Source organism: candidate division KSB1 bacterium (assembly GCA_034521575.1).
Taxonomy (GTDB): Bacteria; Zhuqueibacterota; Zhuqueibacteria; order Residuimicrobiales; family Krinioviventaceae; genus JAXHMJ01.
In genome coordinates this window covers 2,259,824-2,280,030 of sequence record JAXHMJ010000005.1, presented here as the reverse complement: position 1 = coordinate 2,280,030, position 20,207 = coordinate 2,259,824, and the positions used below count along the sequence as shown (strand labels likewise).

The following is a 20,207-nucleotide window of genomic DNA, read 5'->3' as shown; positions in this document are numbered from 1 at the left end:
GCGCACCGGCACCTCTTACAAACGTAGCGACGGCTCCTGTTCGTTTCGGTATGACACCGGTTCAAATGGAGTGGATACACGCTTTCAGCCACATATCCTGCTGGGTAAAAAATGGGACAAAAACACATCCTATACCTTTCGGGTCGAATATGATATATTTGATATCAGGTTTTATATAAACGGAAAGTTGATCGAGTCCAATGATTTTGAAGGGCAGCAGCAGCGGTTTAAATATTTATTTTTGAGCGGAGACCCCTTGTACCGCAGTCTCGTGGGGCCGGAATATTCGGATCTCAAAGTGTATACCACGGACAGTGAAATCCGCTTTACAGACAAAAGCCATACCAAAAACCTGATCGGACTGGGCGCCGAAGAGTACAGTGGACATGGTATAACAGTCGGAGATGTCAACAATGACGGTTTGCCGGATATATACGTGGGCAACGCGTTCCAGGGAGGCTGCCGCCGTGACATACTTTATATACAACAGCCGGATGGCACATTCCGGGATGAAACATTTGAACGCGGCGTGGTAGATGAATGCACTTCTCATGGCGTGATCTTTTTCGATGCGGATAATGACGGCGATCTGGACCTGTTCAATGCCAACACCTGGGAACCCAATCAGTTGTATATCAATGACGGCAACGGTTATTTTTCCGAAGAGAGTTTTGTCCGCGGCATCGAGGCCATCGACGGCGAAACGCGCGGATGTGTGGTTTTTGACATAAACAATGACGGCTGGCAGGATATTTTTGCGGTCAACTGGGGCATGAAAAACGAAATGTATATTAATGACGGAACGGGAAATTTTCAGCGCGAATACCGCGGCGCTGAAGGCAAGGTCGAAGACCCGGAAATCATTGGAACACAGGGTGTTACAGTATCAGACATTGACAATGACGGCGATTATGATATTTATATCAGCAAACGCGGAAAAGCAAACGAACTGTATATCAACCAGAACGGACAGTTTACCGAACAGGCAGCGCAGCGTAATATTGCTGTTCCCGACCGCAGCGAAGGCGCCACCTTTGCCGATTATGACAATGACGGGGATATGGATCTGTTTGTGGCCAACAGCCGTGAACCGAACTATGAAGGCAGTATGAAAATGTACGCCTTTCGCAACGACGGCAGCGGTTATTTTACAGACATTTCACAGGAAATGAACATGTCCATGGAAGGATTCACCATTCAATTGTTCGATGCAGACAATGATGCGGATTTGGATTTTTTCCGGCTGCGCAACACATCATACAGCGGCCTCGCCTGTTCAATTCTGGATCTGAATGACGGCAACGGCAATTACGACTCTGCTGATTATATGGGACTGGTGATGACCATGGCGGACGCCCGTGGTGCGGTTCCCTATGATTTTGATCAGGACGGCGACCTGGATATGTACATCACCACCAAATTGTTTGAAAATATTTACATGGAAAATGAAACACCGGCCACGGAAAACTATCTACAGATTCTGACCAGTGGACCAGCCGGTGATTACGGCGGTGTGGGCAGCAAAATCGACGTCTATGAAGACGGACATATGGGACAATCCGCTTATCTGCTGGGTCACCGGGAAGTCACAACCGCGGACGGCTACTTGTCCGGAAGCGGTGTTCTGCAGCATTTCGGACTGGGTTCGCGCAGTTTTTGTGACGTACGGGTCACGCGTACAGACGGAAGTATCATCGAAGAACCGCGCGTCGCAGCCAATCAGCGCATTCAGATCGGATTTGAAGCTCCCGAGTACAATGAGCTGTCGTACGTATCCGGGGATAATCAGTCCGGTTATCTGAATCAGACCCTGAACGCCCCTCTTGTTGTTCATCTGAAAGATCAAAACGGGGAGCCGGTTACCGGAATGCAAGTACAATTTGCCGTGGTGTCCGGGAACGCAACAGTGCAAACACCATCCGCACTCACCGATATCAGCGGAAATGCCTCGACTCTTTTGACACTGGGCAGCGCCGAAGGCACGATTAAAGTAGAAGCGCGGGTAGACGGAGCACGCAATTCACCGGTTACCTTTACCGCTTTTGCCGAGCGTCCGCAGATTATTCTTGAAAAAACCAGCGGCGACAATCAAACCGGGCAGGCCGGAAAAGCGCTGGCCCACCCGATTGTGGTAACCGCCCAACAATCAAACGGACAGCCGCTGGTCGGCGAACAGGTTGAATTTACCGTCACATCCGGGGGCGGCCGAATGAACGGGGAAACGTCTGTGACCGTGCTCACTGACGGACAAGGCAGAGCCCAGGTGAACTGGCAGATGGGCCCAGCATTGGGTCAACAGGGTTTAAAAGCCGTATACAGCGGCTTCCGGGTGGATTTCAGCGCCACAGCCGTAGCCGGTGATCCCGATCAGCTAATTAAACTCGGCGGAGACGGGCAGACAATTTCTCCGGGGCTGGCCTTTAACGATCCGTTTGAGGTCAAAGTCACGGATGCATACGCTAATCCGGTCTCCGGCCAGCCGGTGGAATTCAGCGTCATTAAAGGTCAGGGATATTTGAGCAATGGCGTCAGCAGTCAAACCATAAACACCGACAGCGCGGGCAAAGCATCGGTAACATGGATCGCCGGGCCTTTTAAAACATCGGACAATAGTCTGCACGCCCGTTCTTTTAATAACGGAAGCGATATCACCGGTTCTCCGGTGGTGTGGAGTTACAGCGGTGTGGGCATTGATCCGGGCCGCTCGGGTATTGAAGCCACATCCCCGGTCCTGGCAGACGGCAAAACAGAATCGCAAATCACGGTCAACCTGAGAAACAGCAGCGGTGTTCCGGTTCCGGGCGTCAAGGTTGAACTTTCCGTTGAGGGAGCAGGCTGCACCTTGACGGTCAGTGATTCAATTACCGACAGCAACGGACGTATTCAGGCGGTTCTTACCAGTATTGCAGAAGGAGAAAAAATCGTACGCGCCGCCATTCCCGGCGCCAATCTGAGCTTGAATCCGGCAACCGTGGTGTTTATGAGCACTCAGCAAATCGCCGAACAACTTGTCTATGTGTCCGGCGACAGCCAGCAGGTGCGTGTCGCATCACCGGTTCCCCAGCCGTTGGTGGTTCGGGTTCTGGATCAATACGGCCAGCCAGTACCGAATTTTCCGATCACATTTTCCATTACGTACGGAGACGCGGAATTTTCGGGCAGCTCATCCCGACAGTCCCGTACCGATGCCAACGGTCTCGCCAGCACAAGTGTAAAGATGGGGCGGCAGGCCGGCATGGTGCGCGTCGAAGCGCGCGGCGATAGTATCGCCGGATCTCCGGTGGAGTTTGAACTGCAGGCCCGGCCCGGAGACGCCGCCCTGCTGACGATCATCAACGGAAATGACCAATCCGGTACCGCCGGAACGGAATTGCCGCAGTCTCTTGTGGTCAAAGTTGCCGATGTGTATGGCAATGCTATATCAGATTTCAGCGTGGAATTTTCCGTACGTGAAGGCGATAGTCATTTTAACGGTCAGGAAACGGAAACCGTGCGTACGGATTCCAGCGGTTATGGACAGATCAAGCTGACCCTGGGACAAGAGATCGGACCACACCGGGTTCAGGCTTCAATCGGGCCCGTCAAGGTTATCTTTTCTATCAACGTTCTGGCGCCGCGTGAACCGGACCTAAAAAAGTCCACGATCACAGCCACATCGCCGGTTGTGCCAGATGGACTCTCACAATCACAGATCACCGTCACTATTCGCGATCAGCACGGAGAGCCCCTCTCCGGTGTTGGCGTGCACATCCAGGCCAGCGGCTCTCAAACTGTTCTGATTCAGCAGGATTCCGTGAGCGATGCCCGGGGAGAAATACATGCCAGGCTCTCCGCAACCACTTCCGGTGAACGGATCATTGTCGCTTATATTCTGCCTGAAAATCTGGCATTGAATGACAGAGCCACTGTTGTATTCTCCTTCGGAGCGTTGCAGTTTACAACCCTGTCGCCGAGCCAATTAAGCGGTCATGTAGGTGACACTGTGGGACCTCTTCAAGTGGCTTTAAATTCGGGAGATCAGCCTCTGTTTAACCAAAACGTGGTCTTTACCCTGGAACAGGGACATGCGCTGCTGAACGGTCGGGAACAGTACAGCGTGAAAACTGATTCCTCCGGGATTGCCTCGGTTCCTGTGACCCTGGGTGTTCAAACCGGCCGGGTGCGCATTTCAGCCGTATCGGATTTGCTGTCGACCACCCTTTATTTTGAGGTAACAGTGCTGCCCGGAGCACCGCACCAGCTGATCAAGTTATCCGGCAACCACCAGACTGTGCGCACCATGAGCGATGCCCCTGAGCCGCTCGTGGTTGCCGTCAAGGACAAATACAACAATCCGGTTGCTGACAAAGCCGTACATTTTGAAGCCGTGGACGGCGGCCGGGTGCTGACCGGACAGCCGGTGCAGTCGGATTCACTGGGACGCGTTGCATGCCGGGTACATGTCAATGAGCAGCCGGGTGAATATGTGTTCAGAGCGAGTTGTGACGGCCTGCTCACTTTGTTCAGTCTCACCGCGCAAAACAGCAATCATCGGCCGCAAATTATATCGTTCACACCCCAGGATACGCTACTGGATGCCCTGTACGGACAGCGTTATGCGTTCTCGATTGACTCGGTTTGGGATGCGGATCAGGATTCGATTTCATACACCTGGTTATTGAACGGCAATCCGCTGAGCAGCCTGTCGGCTTTTGAATTGTATCTGGGACAGTCCTTTCCAAACTCTCTGACTGTACGCTGCCGGGTTACGGATCAACGGGACACTCTGTTTATTGCATGGCATTTGTCGGTGAGTCCCGTTTTTGTGGAACTCGAGTCGTTTGAAGCGGCGTACAACCCCGGCTCGGGTGTAACCATCAGCTGGAGCATCGGCTCCGGTCACCAGCCCCGTTCGTTCAGCGTGTTGCGCAGCGAGCGCAGAGAAGGCCCTCAGCAGCCTGTAAAAACCCTGAGCTTTGACAGTCCTCTGAAAAACAGAGAATTTTCTGTGATTGATCCCCTGGATAGGCCTGGAACGTATTTTTACTGGCTGCGAGAGGTCTCGTTCACCGGTGAGCAAAGAATTTTTGATCCCGCAGAGATTACTGTGGCTGCACCGGAGCAGTTTGTTCTGGAACAGAACATTCCAAATCCGTTCAATCCCACCACCCGTATTGCATTCCAGCTGCCCCGATCCACGCATGTGAACTTGCAGATCTTTAACCAAAACGGACAATTGGTGCGGACGCTGGCCAATACAAGCTATTCTGCCGGTCGTCACACTGTGACCTGGCAGGCCAGGAACGACAACGGCGGACGGGTACCCTCCGGCGTGTATTTTTATAAAATAGAGTGCGATGAATACACCCGTATCCGAAAATTGCTGCTGTTGAAATAAAAAACCCGGCCGTTTCCGGCCGGGTATCCTCTCGCCCCGGGGGATACTTTCGGGCTGTCAATTACAGCTGGGGCTTTACCACTTCCACCCCGATCTCTGCCAGTTTTTCTTTTAGCTTTAAAAACATGTTTTCATCCTCATACGTACCGATCATGGCGCCGCCGGACCCGGGGAATTTGGCGCTGGCGCCGACGGAACGGGCGATTTCGATCATTTTCAGGTTCATGTCACTGATCGGAAAGATTTCCCGTCGTTTGTCAAAATTGTCGTTCATGATCTGACCGAGCTGATCACACTGTTTGTTCAACAGACAATCGCGCGCTCGCTCCGCACATTCGGCAAAATACTGCATGGCATTGACCACTTTATCTTCACCGGCTTCATAGCGGCCGCGCAGTTTACCGTGCGCAATCCCGGAAATTTCACTCAAATCCGATAGATAAGCCAGATACAAGGGCGGAAGCAGTTTGGGATTCATATTCTCATAATGACCATAGCCCTGCTTTTCCATCAACTCTTTATCAAAATCCATATACACCAGACCTTCATAAACCTGGGTCACCCGGTCCTGCAGCCCGGCGGAAATCCCCAGTTCTTCAATCTCTACGCTCAGGATGAGATTGGGAATCAACGGCTTGGGAATTTCGACGCCGTAAAAACTCATCAGCGCATTGATGGTGGCCGTGACAATAGCGCTGGAACCGGCCAGTCCGACCTGAACCGGAATACTGGTGGTATAGCGTACGGTAAAATTGCGGTCATCCAGGTGAATACCGCGCTGCAGACAATAGTCGTAAAACCGCTTGGCTGCGGCCTTGATCAGACGAATACCGCCGTAATATCCCTGCAAATTCACATCATTGACCAGAGATTCCAGATTGGGAAAATAGGAATGATCGCGTTCATTCGGCAAAATCTCCAAATCCGGCGTCTCGTACATGGTAATAGAGGCATAATAATTTTTCAGGGTTACGGACAGGGTCTTGCCGAAATAGCCGTCCGAAGGATTGCCGGCCAGTCCGGCGCGGGAATAAGCTTTGGTGTGAATGATCATATCGACTCTTTCATAAAATAATCAAATGCCTGCATTAAATATGCAAATATACAATTTTTTAGCACAAAATCAAACATTGTCCCTGCGGGCCGTCACACAAAATGAACCAATAATTAACGCATCCAGGGAGGTGTTCAAAAGCAGATCTATAGCCTGAGCAGGTGTGTGCACAATAGGCTCTGCATGGCGGTTCAAACTGGAATTAAAAATTAACGCCTGTCCGGTTCGTTCATAAAAAACCTGCAAAAGACTGCGGAATTCCGGATACGCATGTTCATCCACCGACTGCACCCGAATCGTTCCGTCGCAATGCAGCAGGAATTTATGGGTGTCCTGATATCGCGGATTGAAGCGGAACCGGAACGACGCGTAAGGGCTGGGCATAAACGATTCAAAGAGAGAGGCAGCGTGTTCGGCAAGACAACTGACGCCGACAGGAATCCAGTCTTCCCTCCCCTTGATGCGGTTGATACTCAGCCGATGCTCTCCGGCAGGAAACGCCAGAATACACCGGTGACCCAGAGAACGGTTGCCGTACTCTTCCCGCCCCTGAAACCAGCCGATAATGCGGTTTTGACTTAAAAGACCGGCGCCATAAATACTGGCATTTTCAATGTTTTTGATTAGCACCCGGTCTTTATATCGCGCCAGTGCATCTTTTACAGCTGCATCACTGAATTCGCATCCCAAACCGGCATCCGGAAGGGAATGACGCGGCAATTTACCGGCATGCTGCTGCCAGAGATGCAGTGCCGCACCAATCGGTGTCGAACCGTCTCCGGGATGCGGGTGCAGGTACACACCGTCAATATCCGGCAGCTGCGCCAATTCGCTGTTGATTTGGATATTCTGAAAGGTTCCGCCGCTCAAAACCAAATTCCGAACTTTATGCTGCTGAAGCAGATTGCGGACAAACGCCGTGATATTCTCCTGCCAGATTTGCTGAGCGGCGGCGGCCAGATCCTGAGGAGCAGCAGAACGCAGCAACCGTTTCAGTCGCCTGCCGGTGCGGGTATTCAAAAATGCAGCGGACCGCGGAGACAAAAGTGTATCGAGCCAATAGGGATAGCGCTGCCAGCGGCCGTTTTCATAGCGCGTCGCCAAACCGGAACACGCTTTATACGCGGCATCCGGTTTTCCCAGACCGGCCAGGCCCATGGTTTTGCTTTCCTGCTGCATATAGCGATAACCCAGAGCCACTGTAACACCGGAAAACCAGCAGCCGGTGGCGCACATGGGAATGTCCTGCTGCCATTGTATGGAATTTCCTTCGCACAAATAAACCGCACCTGCGCGGTTGGTTCCATCCGCATGCGGCGCAAACCCGCCGTAACTGATGGCCAGGGCGCGGTCATATGGACTGGCGCAATAAGCAGCCGTGACATGTGCAAGATGATGATCAACAAATTGAAATTTTGACGGCGGAATCCCCATTCTTAGAACATGGTTTCCTCGCGGATCGAACAAAGCTTTTTTCAAATTCGGCAGCAGGTAGCGCAGCAGCTGATGCGGCGCCCGCAAAAGCAATGTCCCCATACTTCGGACTGCATCGCCCCAGCCGTGAAACAGCAGCCCCGCATAATAGCGCGGCGGCGGATAGGCACAGACAACAGCATCAATATCAGACAGGGAGAGACCGAGATAATTTAAACCTGCCTGAATGCTTTCAGCCGGAAATTGCGAATCATTTCTGAGTCGGCTTTGACGTTCCCGCGATAATGCAAAAAGCAGTGAACCATCCCGGACAATCGCTATACTGCTGTGACTGTGATTGCCGGTAACATCGCCTAGTCCTAAAATATTCATCTAAAACACTAAAAATTACAAGCGGTCTTCAATCCAGTTAAAAATAGTGGCAAAAATATCCGTTTTGTTCAGCTCATTCAAAATCTCGTGATATTCTCCATCTAACACATGAAACTGCTTGTCAGTTGTATTGATCTGATTGAACGCCTTGCGGCTGGCATCCATATCGGTAATCTCATCATTGCCGCCAAACATAAACAGGACAGGACGCCTAATGCGGTGCGCCTGCTGCAGACAGTACTCTCCGGTGTTGATCATGTCAAAATATAAAGAAAGACTGATAAAAGGATGCACCAACGGATCGCTTCGATACAGGTCTACAATCATTTCATCATGAGTCAACAGATCAGCGTTGATACCGTTCTTCACCGTCAAGGAAGGCACAACCCGCGCCAGGGCCAAAGCCATCATATTTTTCCATGCCGGGATTTGCATTTTAATTTTCAGGGAAGGTGCGGAAAATACAGCGCCCGCGATAAGTTCCTGATGTTCGATCAGATAACGGAAGGCAATCAATCCCCCCATACTATGGCCCATTAAAAACAACGGGGCACTGCCAAGGATCGGCTGCACCTGCTCGCGAAAGGCCTCCAGATCTTTAACATAGTTTTTAAAATCCGGGATATGACCGCGTTTGCCCTCCGATTGTCCGTGTCCCTGATGATCCAGGGCGTGAAACGCGATATCGCGCTCACAGAAATAGCGGGCGACCTGGTCATAGCGGCCGGAATGTTCACCGATGCCGTGAGCAAATAAAATACCGGCTTTGACGGTATCGGGGACCCATTGCCGATAGTGCAGATGATGACCTCTGGAGTTGTTCATGAATGCTTCTTTACGGGTGCAGGATGCCATAAAATCGCCTTTTATAATAATACAATACAAACCTAAAAATACAATAATAATATATCTTTTGCAACATTACTTTAGCAGTCGAAAAACTTTTTTGTTTTAGGCACAGATTTTGTTACTTTTAAATAAGTAGTTTGATGTTAATCATATGGACGCGATGAAAAAACATTTTATACTTTTAATCGTTCTCTGGAGCCTGTCTCTTTATGGTCAATACGGTTTGATCAGCGATGATCCATTGCCCCCTCCGGATTACGACACACTGGCGCCGCCGGAATTTCCGGGCGAGTCTTATACCGATCCGGTATTCAGCACACCGGTCACACGCATGACAAAATGCGATACACTGGCGGGGGATTATCTGGGCGGATATTTTGCCAACAGTGAAATGTGTTACTGGAACATCGACGGCTCGTATTTTCTGGCTCAGGAAAACGATACGGTCGATTCCTACAACGGTGATCACCTGATCAGCACGTTTATATATGACGGGGAAACCGGAGAACGTCTCGACTATCTCGGTCGAGGAGAAATTCGAAACTGGTGGATCCGCTGGAGCATCACCGGCCAATACTCGGACAATGGACAAGCCGTTACATTTGATCCGAAATATCATTTTTATGCCTATTCCGGCAACCAGGTACTGCTGTACGACATGCGCGACATTGATAATCCGGTCGTGCTGCGTACATTTGACGAATACACCGAGATCGACAACGCCGGCGGAGAAGGTGATGTATCCGATGACGGGCGTTATTGGGTGCTGAGCGGCGACGATGAAGAGTTGTTTGTCTACGATCTGATTGAAGACATTAAATATCCCGCAACCACTTTTGATATCGGTGTTCTGGGATGCCGCGGCGGTGTAGGCGTGGATTATGCAACAATTTCGCCGAATGGCGATTATGTCATTGTCAGCTGGGGTACTGAACCCGCACTGAACCAGCAGTTCCATGGGATTGAAGTGTATGATAAGAACTGGAACTATGTTCATCAAATATATCCGGGTATCGTGCACTGGGAAACGGGAATCGACCATCTCGGGCACCAGGTCATCTATACGGCCGCGGGGTATGATTTTCAGGAAATATACGATCCCTATGGCATTTCACCCAGTGATCTGATTTCCATCAATATCGAGACCGGGGAAATGCGACAATTAGAATCAATTCCCAAATGGGCGCATCTTGTCTTTTCCGCCAATAACAGCATCAGAAGCCGGGAATACATGTACGTATCCTATCAGGACCGGGTCGAGAGCCTGGGACAGTGGTACCCGTTCTGGGGCGAAATCATACAGGTGCCGACCGACGGGTCCGGCGCCACCCGCAGACTGGTACATCACCGGGCCCGGGACAATGGCGACCGTATCAGTAAATATTATACACCCGACATTAACGTGAACCGTCAGGGCAGCAAAATCGTATTCCGCAGCAATTACATCAATCAGATTGGTGATTTGTACTGGTTTGAAACCGGCTACCGCGAAGACCATCTGGTCGATGAGGTTCTGATCGCGGAGAATACTCTTTATAGCCTGCAACCGACTGCCGGTGCTTACACCGGTCATCAACTGGAGGCGAATGTTGCCGATCGTCAGGGAAACGGGATATTGAGAGTCGATGAAATCCAGCGGCCGCCGGCTGATCCGGTCACAGACAGCTATATGAATACACAGTGGCGCATCCGATTTCAGGAGCCGCTGCAGGATTGAAATGCCGTCTGACTCTGCATTATACGGATGACGACGTAAACGGACTGGACGAATCCCGCCTGGCGTTTTTCCGCTATCAAAACATGACCTGGCAGTATGTCGGCGGCGCAGCGACCAGCTCGGACAATAAGCTGGTCATCGATCTCGATCAACCCGGTCTGTACGCCGTGTTCGAAGAGTCTCTGCCGCGATTGAATCTTCGTCTGTTTTTAGAGGGACTCACCGTGCAGGCGGAACAAATGCAGTCAGTATGGGCCGTCAACGACAATCTGCCGCAAATTTCTCCCTATGCAGATCAGCGTCTTGCTGTGTCTGTTTCAGCGGATATTGTCGACTGGGTCAGTGTGTCGCTGCGCACTGCAGCAGACGGCCCGGATGTCTGGCAGCGTTCATATCTGCTCAACACAGACGGGCACGTCGTGGATCCGATACGGGAATCACAGCCGATCCGGCTGCCGGAACTTGTGCCCGGAGACTATTATGCGGTCATCCGCCACAATGCGCACCTCACATTCATGAGCGCCAACAGCACAGCCATAGTCAACTCTCCGGTCTCTACGTTTGATTTTAGCAGCAGTGAAAATTCGGCATACGGCAGCAACGCCATGAAACAGATGTTCAATCAGACCTGGGCGAGCATCGGCGGTGACTTTAACCAGGATGGACTCTTGAACAGTCTGGATTATGTGCAATTCTACAATGCAAAGCATACGGCGGACCCGGCATACAATCGGCATGATATTTCCGGCGACGGGGTAATCAATTACGCGGATCGCGACATTTGGCTGCAAAATGCGAGTCAGAATTATCGATCCCGTGTACCATCAGAGTAATCTATTATTTGACACAACGATCTTTTATGAAGCTTTATATTTACGGATTCATTCCAGCGAATGTTGCCAGCGAGACCAAAATCCGCGAGACGTTGAAACATGTGGCCGGGAATACGGACTGCCGTGACCTGGTGGTGACACTGTACCTGTCTGTACGCAGCAAACGTATGGGCGGCCGCGCCTATGTGCGTCAATGGATACGAGCCAATCGGCTGCATCCCAAAGGCGGACATATGAGTGAGTTTTCCCGCGCAGAGATTCCGGGTGATCTTCCGCAACAGTTCAAACTGATCCGGATGATGCTGTCTCCACGTCTGTGCGAATATCCGCGCACCGAAATGGACGGATACCTATGGAGACATACATATAACGGATTTTATGACCATCTGGCGCACCTCTTTGCCCATGAATTGCACCATTACCAGCGCCATCATTTGGGTCTTCATCCGCATAAAGGTGAACACAGCGCCAATCAGTGGGCGCATGATCATGTGACAGCGCTTGGATATTCGATCCGGAGCGAAAAACTGCAGCGTAAAAAACAGAAACGCCAGTCTCAAAGACCGGTTTCCCTGGCAGCCGTGTTCAATCCGGCGGATTTCGATGCCTCGGCGCTGCCCGGCACCCTGAACGGTGCCCTGAAACGCGCACACCTGATGCTGTCACCTGCAGCGCAAAAAAAATATATAGCCGACAAACTTGAGCATTTTAATCACTTGAGATCGCTATCTCCCGGCGACGAACTTTATGTCACGTTTGATCCCAACCGCATGTATGAGCATCAAACCGTCAGCATTGTCCGAATCATGCGCAAAAATTCAGTGCGAATCATTATTCGTACACAAGACGGTAAAGAATGGCGCTGGCCGATGGCCTGGCTCCGTCAGATCAGCCCGTGATCAGAGTTAGCGTTCATCGGGGATGAATCGCTTTGTTTTTTTTGTTGTTTTGTAGGAACCAAGCAACCAACCATTGACCGGGAAGGACACTCATGAAAACCTCTGTTTCATTGAACGAAAACATGCATTTTACCGCAAAACTGGACGGGTTTGAGATTTCAATGGATGCCGGAGAATCAGTCGGCGGACAAGGAAAGGGTGTCAAGCCCAAGGGACTCACACTCGTGTCTCTGGCCGGCTGTACCGGCATGGATGTCATCAGCATTCTGCGCAAGATGCGCGCCGAACCGGAAACGTTCAGTATCAATGTGGAAGCTGAAACCTCGGACGAACACCCCAAAGTCTACACAACGATCAAAGTGATTTACCGGTTCAAAGGAGGGGACATCACACGCGACAAAGCGGAAAAGGCCGTGCAACTGAGTCAGGAAAAATACTGCGGTGTGAGCGCTATGTTAAAAAAAGCGGCGACCATCGATTATGAAATTATCATTGAAGACTAGTCAAAAAGCGGCGAACAGGACCTCCTATTCGCCGTTTTTCACCCGGTTCAGCAGGTCGGGAACCTGAGCGCCGCTCACCTTACTGTACACCTTGTCATTGATCGTGACCACAGGCGCCAGGGCGCAAACTCCCAGACATCGGGTGGTTTCCAGTGAAAACAACTGATCCTGAGTGGTCTCTCCCACTTCAATGCCCAATTCATCGCGAAACGCTTCCAGAACCCGGTCGGCTCCCCGGACAAAGCAGGCGGTCCCCAGACAAACGGAAATAGAAAACCTGCCTTTGGGCTGCAGCCGGAAAAAATGATAAAACGTAGCTACTCCACTCACGGTTGAAGTGGGAACCTGAAGCCGCTGAGCCACCTCATCCATATGTTCTTCTGACAAATAGCCGTATCGTTTTTGAACCCGATGCAGGACAGCAATGAGATAACTGTCAGAATAGGGTTTTTCCCGACACTCGTCAATAAACTCTAGTATATCTTTATCCAACAACGTACTGGTCTCTGACATTAGCTAATCCCTTTTGGTTCTTTTGGTGAATAGGTGGTATGCAAAAGCTCATGGGCTTTTTTGCTGCCCGGTTCTTCCAAATATTGTTTATACAGCTCCTGTATATAGGGATTTTCATGTGATTTTCGTATTTTCTTGTCACTGTCAATCGAATACAGGGCTTTGGCGCGTTTTTTCAGGACTGCCTTGTCCAGAACGTAATAACCTTGCGTCGGATACGGTTGTCCGCCGCCACCGATACAGCCGCCGGGACACGCCATCAATTCAACAAGATGATAGGTTTTCACCCCTTCTTTGACCTTGTCCAGGATGATTTTGGCATTGGTCAGTCCATTCGCAACCGCGACATTCAGAGTCTTGCCGGCGATTTCGATGCTTGCTTCTTTAAGTCCTTCCGCTTCTCGCACCTCTTTATAATCCAGTTCAGTTAGACTCGTGCCCGTCAATTTTTCGGCTGCAGTTCGCAGCGCCGCTTCCATCACCCCGCCGGTGGTTCCGAAAAGATCGCCGGCCCCGGTGGAAAAGCCGAGGGGGTTGTCAAATTCGTCATCCGGCAGATTGGCGAAATCAATACCATAGGCTTTGATCATCCAGATCAGTTCGCGGGTGGTCAATACGGCATCGGTATACGGCATGCCGTCGGCGTTGCGGTGTTCGGGACGCTCCGATTCAAATTTCTTCGCCACGCACGGCATAATTCCGACCACATAAATATCTTTGGGGTCCAGATCATTCTGTTCCGCATAATAGGTTTTCAACAATGTAGACAGCATCATCATGGGTGATTTGCATGTTGACGCAAAAGGAATCATATCGGGATAAAAATGTTCCATAAACTTGATCCATCCGGGTGAACACGAAGTCAGCAGCGGCAGATTTTCATCGGATTCAAGCCGGTGCAGCAGTTCATTGGCTTCTTCCACAATCGTAAGATCGGCTCCGAAATTGGTATCAAACACACCATCGAATCCCAGACGCCGCAGGGCCGTGATCATTTTGCCGGTGGAAGGCGTGCCAATGGGAAAATTGAACCCCTCTCCGATCGCCGCCCGGATCGCAGGCGCCGTATGCGCCACCACATGTTTATTCGGATCGGACAATGCGGCCCACACATCGTCCGTTGACGGGTTTTCCAGAAAGGCGGCTACCGGACAGACATTAATGCACTGGCCGCAGGTGATACACACCGATTCCGCCATGGGCGCTTCATGCGCCGGAGCCACGACCGTATCAGTTCCGCGGTACAACTGACTGAGATTGTGAATCCCCTGTATTTCCGAACACACACGCACACAGCGTCGGCAGAGGATACACTTTTCCGCATCGCGGATCACCGGACGGGCTGGATTTTTCAATGTCATGGCGTTTGCGTTTGCCTTCAAACAGGCGTTCGCGAACACCCAGACGATAAGCAAGGTTCTGCAGCTCACAATTGCCGTCGCGTTCACAGATCTGGCACTCACGCGGATGGTTATCGAGAATCAATTCAACCAGATCGCGGCGCGCTTCCCGGATTTCCGGAGAGTTGGTGACCACCTCCATGCCTTCGCTGACCGTATTGGCACACGACGTGACAAATTTGTTATAACCCTTGACCTGGACGATACAAATCCTGCAGGCGCCTTCGATCGAAAGCTGAGGATGGTAGCACAAACGCGGAATTTTAATACCCAGCTCTTCCGCCGCCTGCATGATTGTGGTGTTTTGCGGCACCGCTACATCTGTACCATCTATTTTTAAATTTATTGTTTTCATAAACCTATCCTGTTTCACTTTGATTAAAAATCTTTATAGTCGGTCTACCGCGTCAAACTTGCAGACATTGTAACACTCACCGCATTTGATACATGCTTCCTGGTCAATCACGTGAACTTTTTTGCGTTCACCGGAAATACAGGAAACCGGACAGCGCCGGGCGCACAGGGTACAGCCGGTACATTTATCCGGATTGATTTCGTAACGGATCAACTGTCGACAGGAATGTGCAGGACATGTCTTTTCATTGGCGTGCAGTTCAAATTCTTCCCGAAAATTTTCCAAAGCACTGAGCACGGGATTGGGTGCCGTAGTTCCCAGACCGCACAGGGAGGTGCTTTGTATGAGCTTGCCAAGCCGCTCCAGCTTGACCAGATCATCCGGTTTGCCGTCACCCTGGGTGATGCATTCCAGAATTTCCAGCATGCGTACGGTGCCTTCTCGGCAGGGTACACACTTGCCGCACGATTCCGATTTGGTGAATTCGAGAAAAAACTTGGCGGTCGCCACCATACAGTCATCCTCGTCCAGGATAATCATGCCTCCCGACCCCATAATCGATCCGAGTTCTGCCAGACGGTCATAATCAACCGGAGTATCAATTTGGGAAGCGGGAATGCAGCCGCCGGAGGGTCCGCCGGTCTGAACAGCTTTGAGTGTTTTGCCGTCCGGTATACCGCCGCCGATATCATAAATAATTTCTCTCAAAGTCGTACCCATCGGCACTTCAACCAGTCCGGTGTTACTGACCTTACCGGCCAGCGCAAAAACCTTGGTACCGCGGCTGGTCTTGGTGCCGATATGGGAAAACCAGTCCGCGCCGTAAAGCATGATTGTGGGGATATTGGCCCAGGTTTCCACATTGTTGATCACCGTGGGATGCCCCCAGAGTCCGTAATCCGTGGGGTAAGGTGGACGGATACGCGGCTGTCCGCGTTTTCCTTCGACAGACAGCATCAGTGCCGTCTCTTCTCCGCAAACAAAGGCGCCGGCGCCCAGCCGGATTTCGATATCAAAATTGAATCCGGAATTCATAATATTTTTGCCCAGCAGCTTGTTGTCGCGCGCCACCTGGATGGCGTTCTGCAGCCGCTCGATGGCCAGCGGGTACTCGGCGCGTACATAAATATACCCTTTTTGCGCGCCAATCGCCAAACCGCCGATGGTCATACCCTCAATGATGATAAAGGGATCACCTTCCAGCGCGCTTCGGTCCATAAACGCACCGGGATCCCCTTCATCCGCGTTGCAGACCACATATTTTTCCGTGTCTTTTGCCTGAGCCCCGAACTTCCATTTGGTGCCCGTGGGATAACCGCCGCCGCCGCGGCCGCGCAATCCGGATTTGGCAATCTCGTCCACAATGGATTTGGGCGACCCCTGGTCCAGTGCTTTGGCCAGGGCGGCAAATCCTTTGTGATGTACATAATCCTGCAGGCTTTCAGGATCAATCAGGCCGCTGTTGCGCAGCGTCAGGCGTGTTTGTTTATTGAAAAACGCAACATCTCCGTAACGGGAAAAAAATTGTTCGGTGATAAAATCGGTTTGCGTCTTGAAAGACTCGGCCAGTTTTCCCTGGTTAATATGCGTATCCAGAATCTGTTTCAGTTCTTCTTTATTCTTATAGGCATAAAGCACACGTGCCGGAAAGATCATCATCACACCGCGCTTGCCCACCTGTGCGTCAGAACACAACCCAAAACAGCCGCCCTTGAAAATACGCACATTGTCCTCTATATTGGCTTCCTTGAGCGCGGCTCTGATCTCTTCGGCCGGGTCTTTGCCCGAGCCGTTGCAGCGAGATGAATTGCATACCGTAATCACATGCGAATAGCGTTGTTCCGTCTCTTTGTCCAGAATCAGCCCCGGAATGGTTTCTCCGCCCATCACATGTTTACTGAATATCCGGTGTACCTTGTCTGGATCTACCGTCTCGTATTTGATAGGAATTTGTCCGGGTACAAACACACCGACAATCGGTTCACGTGCACAGCGGCCGGTACAGCCGGTTTGTTTCAAAATAATATCCTCACGGCCGCTCACCCGGATCAGCTTGTCCAGTTCTTTCCAGACCGCCTCCGATCCGGCGGCATTTTCACAGGTTGCCGAACCCACCTGAATCAGTATCTTGTCGTCAATACCGCTCTGGTCGCGCTGCTCTTCCATATACTGTTCCAGAGCGCGGTAAAATTTTTGTGCATTACCCATATTTATCCTCTTTTATATCAAGCGCCGGGAGACAAATCGCCGCACCATATTTTATCTGGATTTATCACCCGCTGTTTCGATTAAATGTCGCACTCATTCCGGTTATATAATGCCTCTCTACAAAGATAAGGGTTGATCATATTTTTTGCAAGAGATTTATTTTTATTGAACGGGCGCCACATTTCTTCACAACGCCACATATGTTCACAATTTGTGTTTTATAAATTCCACTGATCGCTCAACACTTTTACAAGCCGTTTAAAACTGTTTTTTATTGACTAACAGAGTATAATCCATTCACACCCCGGCGGTATTTATCCTGGGGCAGAAAAATGGTACATATTGTGGCTCCCCCCTGCTGACCCGCTGCCTTGGCACAATCCACATCTTTATAACTGTTTTTAATAGACTTGTACGATCCGCTAAAAGTTTGGCATTGTCTTTGATATAGTTTAGGGTGAAATTGGTTGATACTGATCATTCATTATATAAAAAAGGAGGATATGATGAAAAAAATAATCCTCGTTGTATCTGCTTTTGCACTGCTGGCCGGTTCGACTGTAACTGTGGAAGCAAGAGTAACTGACGACAATCGTATTGAAAAAGCAATCAAAGCATACAAACTATCACTGGATTCTGAAAACGCGGGTGTCCGCAGATCTGCTCTTTTGGGCCTGGCACAGGTGAAAAGCACAGCGCCGTCTGCAGATGTACGTGAGGTATTCGGCAAACTCGCCAAAATGTCAGAAAAAGAAGATCTGGACTATATTCGTGTGAATGCCGAGCTGATCTACATCTATTTGAATAATGCTGATCTTCAGGAAAAAGTGAAACTGGAATCATTTGAAAACGCAGATTCTTTCTTTAAAGAACTGTATAACGCTATTAACAATCAGTATTTAGCAGTACGATAAATTCTCATTTTCTCTCAGCTCCTTGTTGAAACCCGATTCCCTGCTCTCATCAGGGAATCGGGATGATAAAACGCGTAACTTTTACATATATCCATTCAACATGACATCAGAACCATATTCTCTCACACAAAAAAGCCTCAAATGTCCATTTGAGGCTTTTTTTATTGACTGTTTAAAACAATACGCCGGATATCCTGAAACGCCTGCATCTGATTTGTCACATCCCGCTGTGAAACCGCGCCGCGTCCGGCCAGGCGTGTAAACACATGCAGATCCGAATCGACCATTTCCACCTCGATGTTCCCCTTTACACCCTTGTAAATCAATACCGCAGAAACAGGATCTGCAGATTCGTCTTTTTTTGATTTGTATACTTTTAAATGTGATTCCAGGTTGATGCCGGACTGTAAATCCTTGCGCACAGTCGTCAACAGCGTTTGCAGTTCCTGCAGGGTTTCCTGGGGCCGAAAGGTGTACCAGTGTCGGCGTTCCTCGTCTGTGGGTTCTGTTTCAATATATCCCAGCATAGGACCGACAATACCAATCAGAGACAGCAATTTGTCTGAAGAAATAATGATGGGATCCACAAACAGAAAATGTTCAGGATAATCCATTCCCTGAAAGTAGCCGTCGTTGAGGAGTTCCAGAAGCAGTGCGCAGGATGTAGAAGATGCCAGAAAAGAGATATGCTGATATCCCAGCTCGACCAGACGTTCATATTCATTCTGAATGGGACGCAGCCAATCCTGCCAGGTTGAATGTTTAAAGGTCTGATAATCGCGGCCATGTCCTCCCAAAAGCACCCGTGAAACAAGCATGCCGCCCTGATCCCTGGTCCAGGCATGAAACTCGTCCCATTCAAACGTGGTGGCGCTATATCCGTGCGAAGCAATGACCACCGGCATCTGCAATTGTTCCGGCGTCGGTTCCGAAATGGCAGCGGACACCAGATAGTTTTCCGGTTCATACAGAGACACGTCATACATAAAATCTCCGTCCAGCATGCTGCTGTCATTGATCGACGGGGAGTCGCATGCAAGAAACACGAGGCTGAGCGAGAAAAGAAACATACAGATTTGTTTCATCGCGCACCTCCTTTCAGGGTCCAGCTGACTGAGAGATAATAAAAAAGCGGAAACAAGGTGCCGGCGCCGCTTGTCCCATCTCCGGTGATGAAATTATACCCCAGCATCAATAAAAGATCGAGCTGTTTGTAAGCATTCACGATAAATCCGGTTTCGGCCGAGAGCAACAGTGAGGTGTTGTCGAGATCATTGAATAGATCCGACTCGTAATCCGCAATAAAATAACCGGTGTTCAGCCGAACCACAGGCTGCAGGGACTCGTCCGGACGAAACACCCAGGCGCCGTAAAGCATATAGTGATCCTGTTTCAGAGCATTCGAGTTCAGAGCCGTACCGAACCGGGAGGAAATAAAACTCAATCCCACATGCAGATGCTGATCAAGCAGACAGTCATGCGTGTAATCCAGCGTGATCCCGTTCTCCCAATACAATTGATGGGTTTTCTGCAATCGAAGACCGGGCGAAAATTCGGCATACAGCAAAAAAGGACACATCAGCAAAAACAACAGACAATAAATTTTCAAGACAGGTTTCTTTCTAAAGTTTTAAACATTTTTCAAGAGTTTAGGGGTTTGTGTGTTAAAAAACAAGAGAATAATCGGTTCAATATAGAGTGAAAGTTCCTTTATTTCGACAAAACCTCGCTCTAGCAGGATTCGCACATGCAGAATCATGCAAAATTCTGACCGTTTGA

At 50.2% G+C, this 20,207-nt stretch carries 13 protein-coding genes and 1 pseudogene; 6 read left to right on the top strand and 8 right to left on the bottom strand.

Features of this window, described 5'->3' with window-relative positions:
- Positions 1-70 precede the first annotated feature (70 nt).
- Positions 71-5,377, top strand: a complete 5,307-nt coding sequence (locus U5R06_23160) for an Ig-like domain-containing protein (protein ID MDZ7725641.1) — start codon at positions 71-73, stop codon at positions 5,375-5,377.
- Positions 5,378-5,438: 61 nt separating this feature from the next.
- Here U5R06_23160 and U5R06_23155 read toward each other — a convergent pair whose 3' ends face one another.
- The 3 genes from U5R06_23155 to U5R06_23145 form a co-directional block, all read right to left on the bottom strand.
- Complete coding sequence (locus U5R06_23155) at positions 5,439-6,431, bottom strand: GHMP kinase (GenBank protein ID MDZ7725640.1); 993 nt, start codon at positions 6,429-6,431, stop codon at positions 5,439-5,441.
- 69 nt (positions 6,432-6,500) lie between these two features.
- On the bottom strand, positions 6,501-8,237 hold the full coding sequence (locus U5R06_23150; protein ID MDZ7725639.1) for a carbamoyltransferase C-terminal domain-containing protein: 1,737 nt from the start codon (positions 8,235-8,237) through the stop codon (positions 6,501-6,503).
- Between the two features lie 15 nt (positions 8,238-8,252).
- Complete coding sequence (locus U5R06_23145) at positions 8,253-9,092, bottom strand: alpha/beta hydrolase (GenBank protein ID MDZ7725638.1); 840 nt, start codon at positions 9,090-9,092, stop codon at positions 8,253-8,255.
- A 154-nt stretch (positions 9,093-9,246) separates the two neighbouring features.
- Between U5R06_23145 and U5R06_23140 the strand changes: the two genes are divergently transcribed.
- From U5R06_23140 to U5R06_23125, 4 genes are all read left to right on the top strand, one after another.
- Positions 9,247-10,803 (top strand): hypothetical protein, encoded by a 1,557-nt coding sequence (locus U5R06_23140; GenBank protein ID MDZ7725637.1) that lies wholly within the window; start codon positions 9,247-9,249, stop codon positions 10,801-10,803.
- Entirely contained in the window at positions 10,800-11,636 is an 837-nt protein-coding gene (locus U5R06_23135; protein MDZ7725636.1) for a hypothetical protein, read from the top strand. The genes U5R06_23140 and U5R06_23135 overlap by 4 nt, the downstream gene beginning before the upstream one ends.
- A 26-nt stretch (positions 11,637-11,662) precedes the next feature.
- Complete coding sequence (locus U5R06_23130) at positions 11,663-12,535, top strand: hypothetical protein (protein ID MDZ7725635.1); 873 nt, start codon at positions 11,663-11,665, stop codon at positions 12,533-12,535.
- A 92-nt stretch (positions 12,536-12,627) separates the two neighbouring features.
- The gene (locus U5R06_23125) at positions 12,628-13,038 is read left to right on the top strand and encodes an OsmC family protein (protein MDZ7725634.1); all 411 of its coding nucleotides are present in this window, start codon (positions 12,628-12,630) and stop codon (positions 13,036-13,038) included.
- A gap of 24 nt (positions 13,039-13,062) precedes the next feature.
- Here U5R06_23125 and nuoE read toward each other — a convergent pair whose 3' ends face one another.
- The 3 genes and pseudogenes from nuoE to nuoF form a co-directional block, all read right to left on the bottom strand.
- Positions 13,063-13,551, bottom strand: a complete 489-nt coding sequence (gene nuoE, locus U5R06_23120) for an NADH-quinone oxidoreductase subunit NuoE (GenBank protein ID MDZ7725633.1) — start codon at positions 13,549-13,551, stop codon at positions 13,063-13,065.
- Positions 13,551-15,306: pseudogene (locus U5R06_23115) on the bottom strand (NADH-dependent [FeFe] hydrogenase, group A6). Before U5R06_23115 ends, nuoE begins: the two are co-directional and overlap by 1 nt.
- A 33-nt stretch (positions 15,307-15,339) precedes the next feature.
- Positions 15,340-17,514 carry an NADH-quinone oxidoreductase subunit NuoF gene (gene nuoF / locus U5R06_23110; protein ID MDZ7725632.1) on the bottom strand — a complete coding sequence of 725 codons (2,175 nt, stop codon included), beginning with the start codon at positions 17,512-17,514 and terminating at the stop codon, positions 15,340-15,342.
- Positions 17,515-18,017: 503 nt separating this feature from the next.
- Between nuoF and U5R06_23105 the strand changes: the two genes are divergently transcribed.
- The gene (locus U5R06_23105; protein MDZ7725631.1) at positions 18,018-18,428 is read left to right on the top strand and encodes a hypothetical protein; all 411 of its coding nucleotides are present in this window, start codon (positions 18,018-18,020) and stop codon (positions 18,426-18,428) included.
- Positions 18,429-18,589: 161 nt separating this feature from the next.
- On the opposite strand, the gene U5R06_23100 is transcribed toward U5R06_23105, so the two are convergent.
- A complete protein-coding gene (locus U5R06_23100) occupies positions 18,590-19,513 on the bottom strand; it encodes an esterase (GenBank protein ID MDZ7725630.1) in 924 nt (307 codons plus the stop codon).
- Positions 19,510-19,962: a hypothetical protein gene (locus U5R06_23095; GenBank protein MDZ7725629.1), complete on the bottom strand. Its 453-nt coding sequence runs from the start codon at positions 19,960-19,962 to the stop codon at positions 19,510-19,512. The genes U5R06_23100 and U5R06_23095 overlap by 4 nt, the downstream gene beginning before the upstream one ends.
- Between the last annotated feature and the right edge of the window lie 245 nt (positions 19,963-20,207).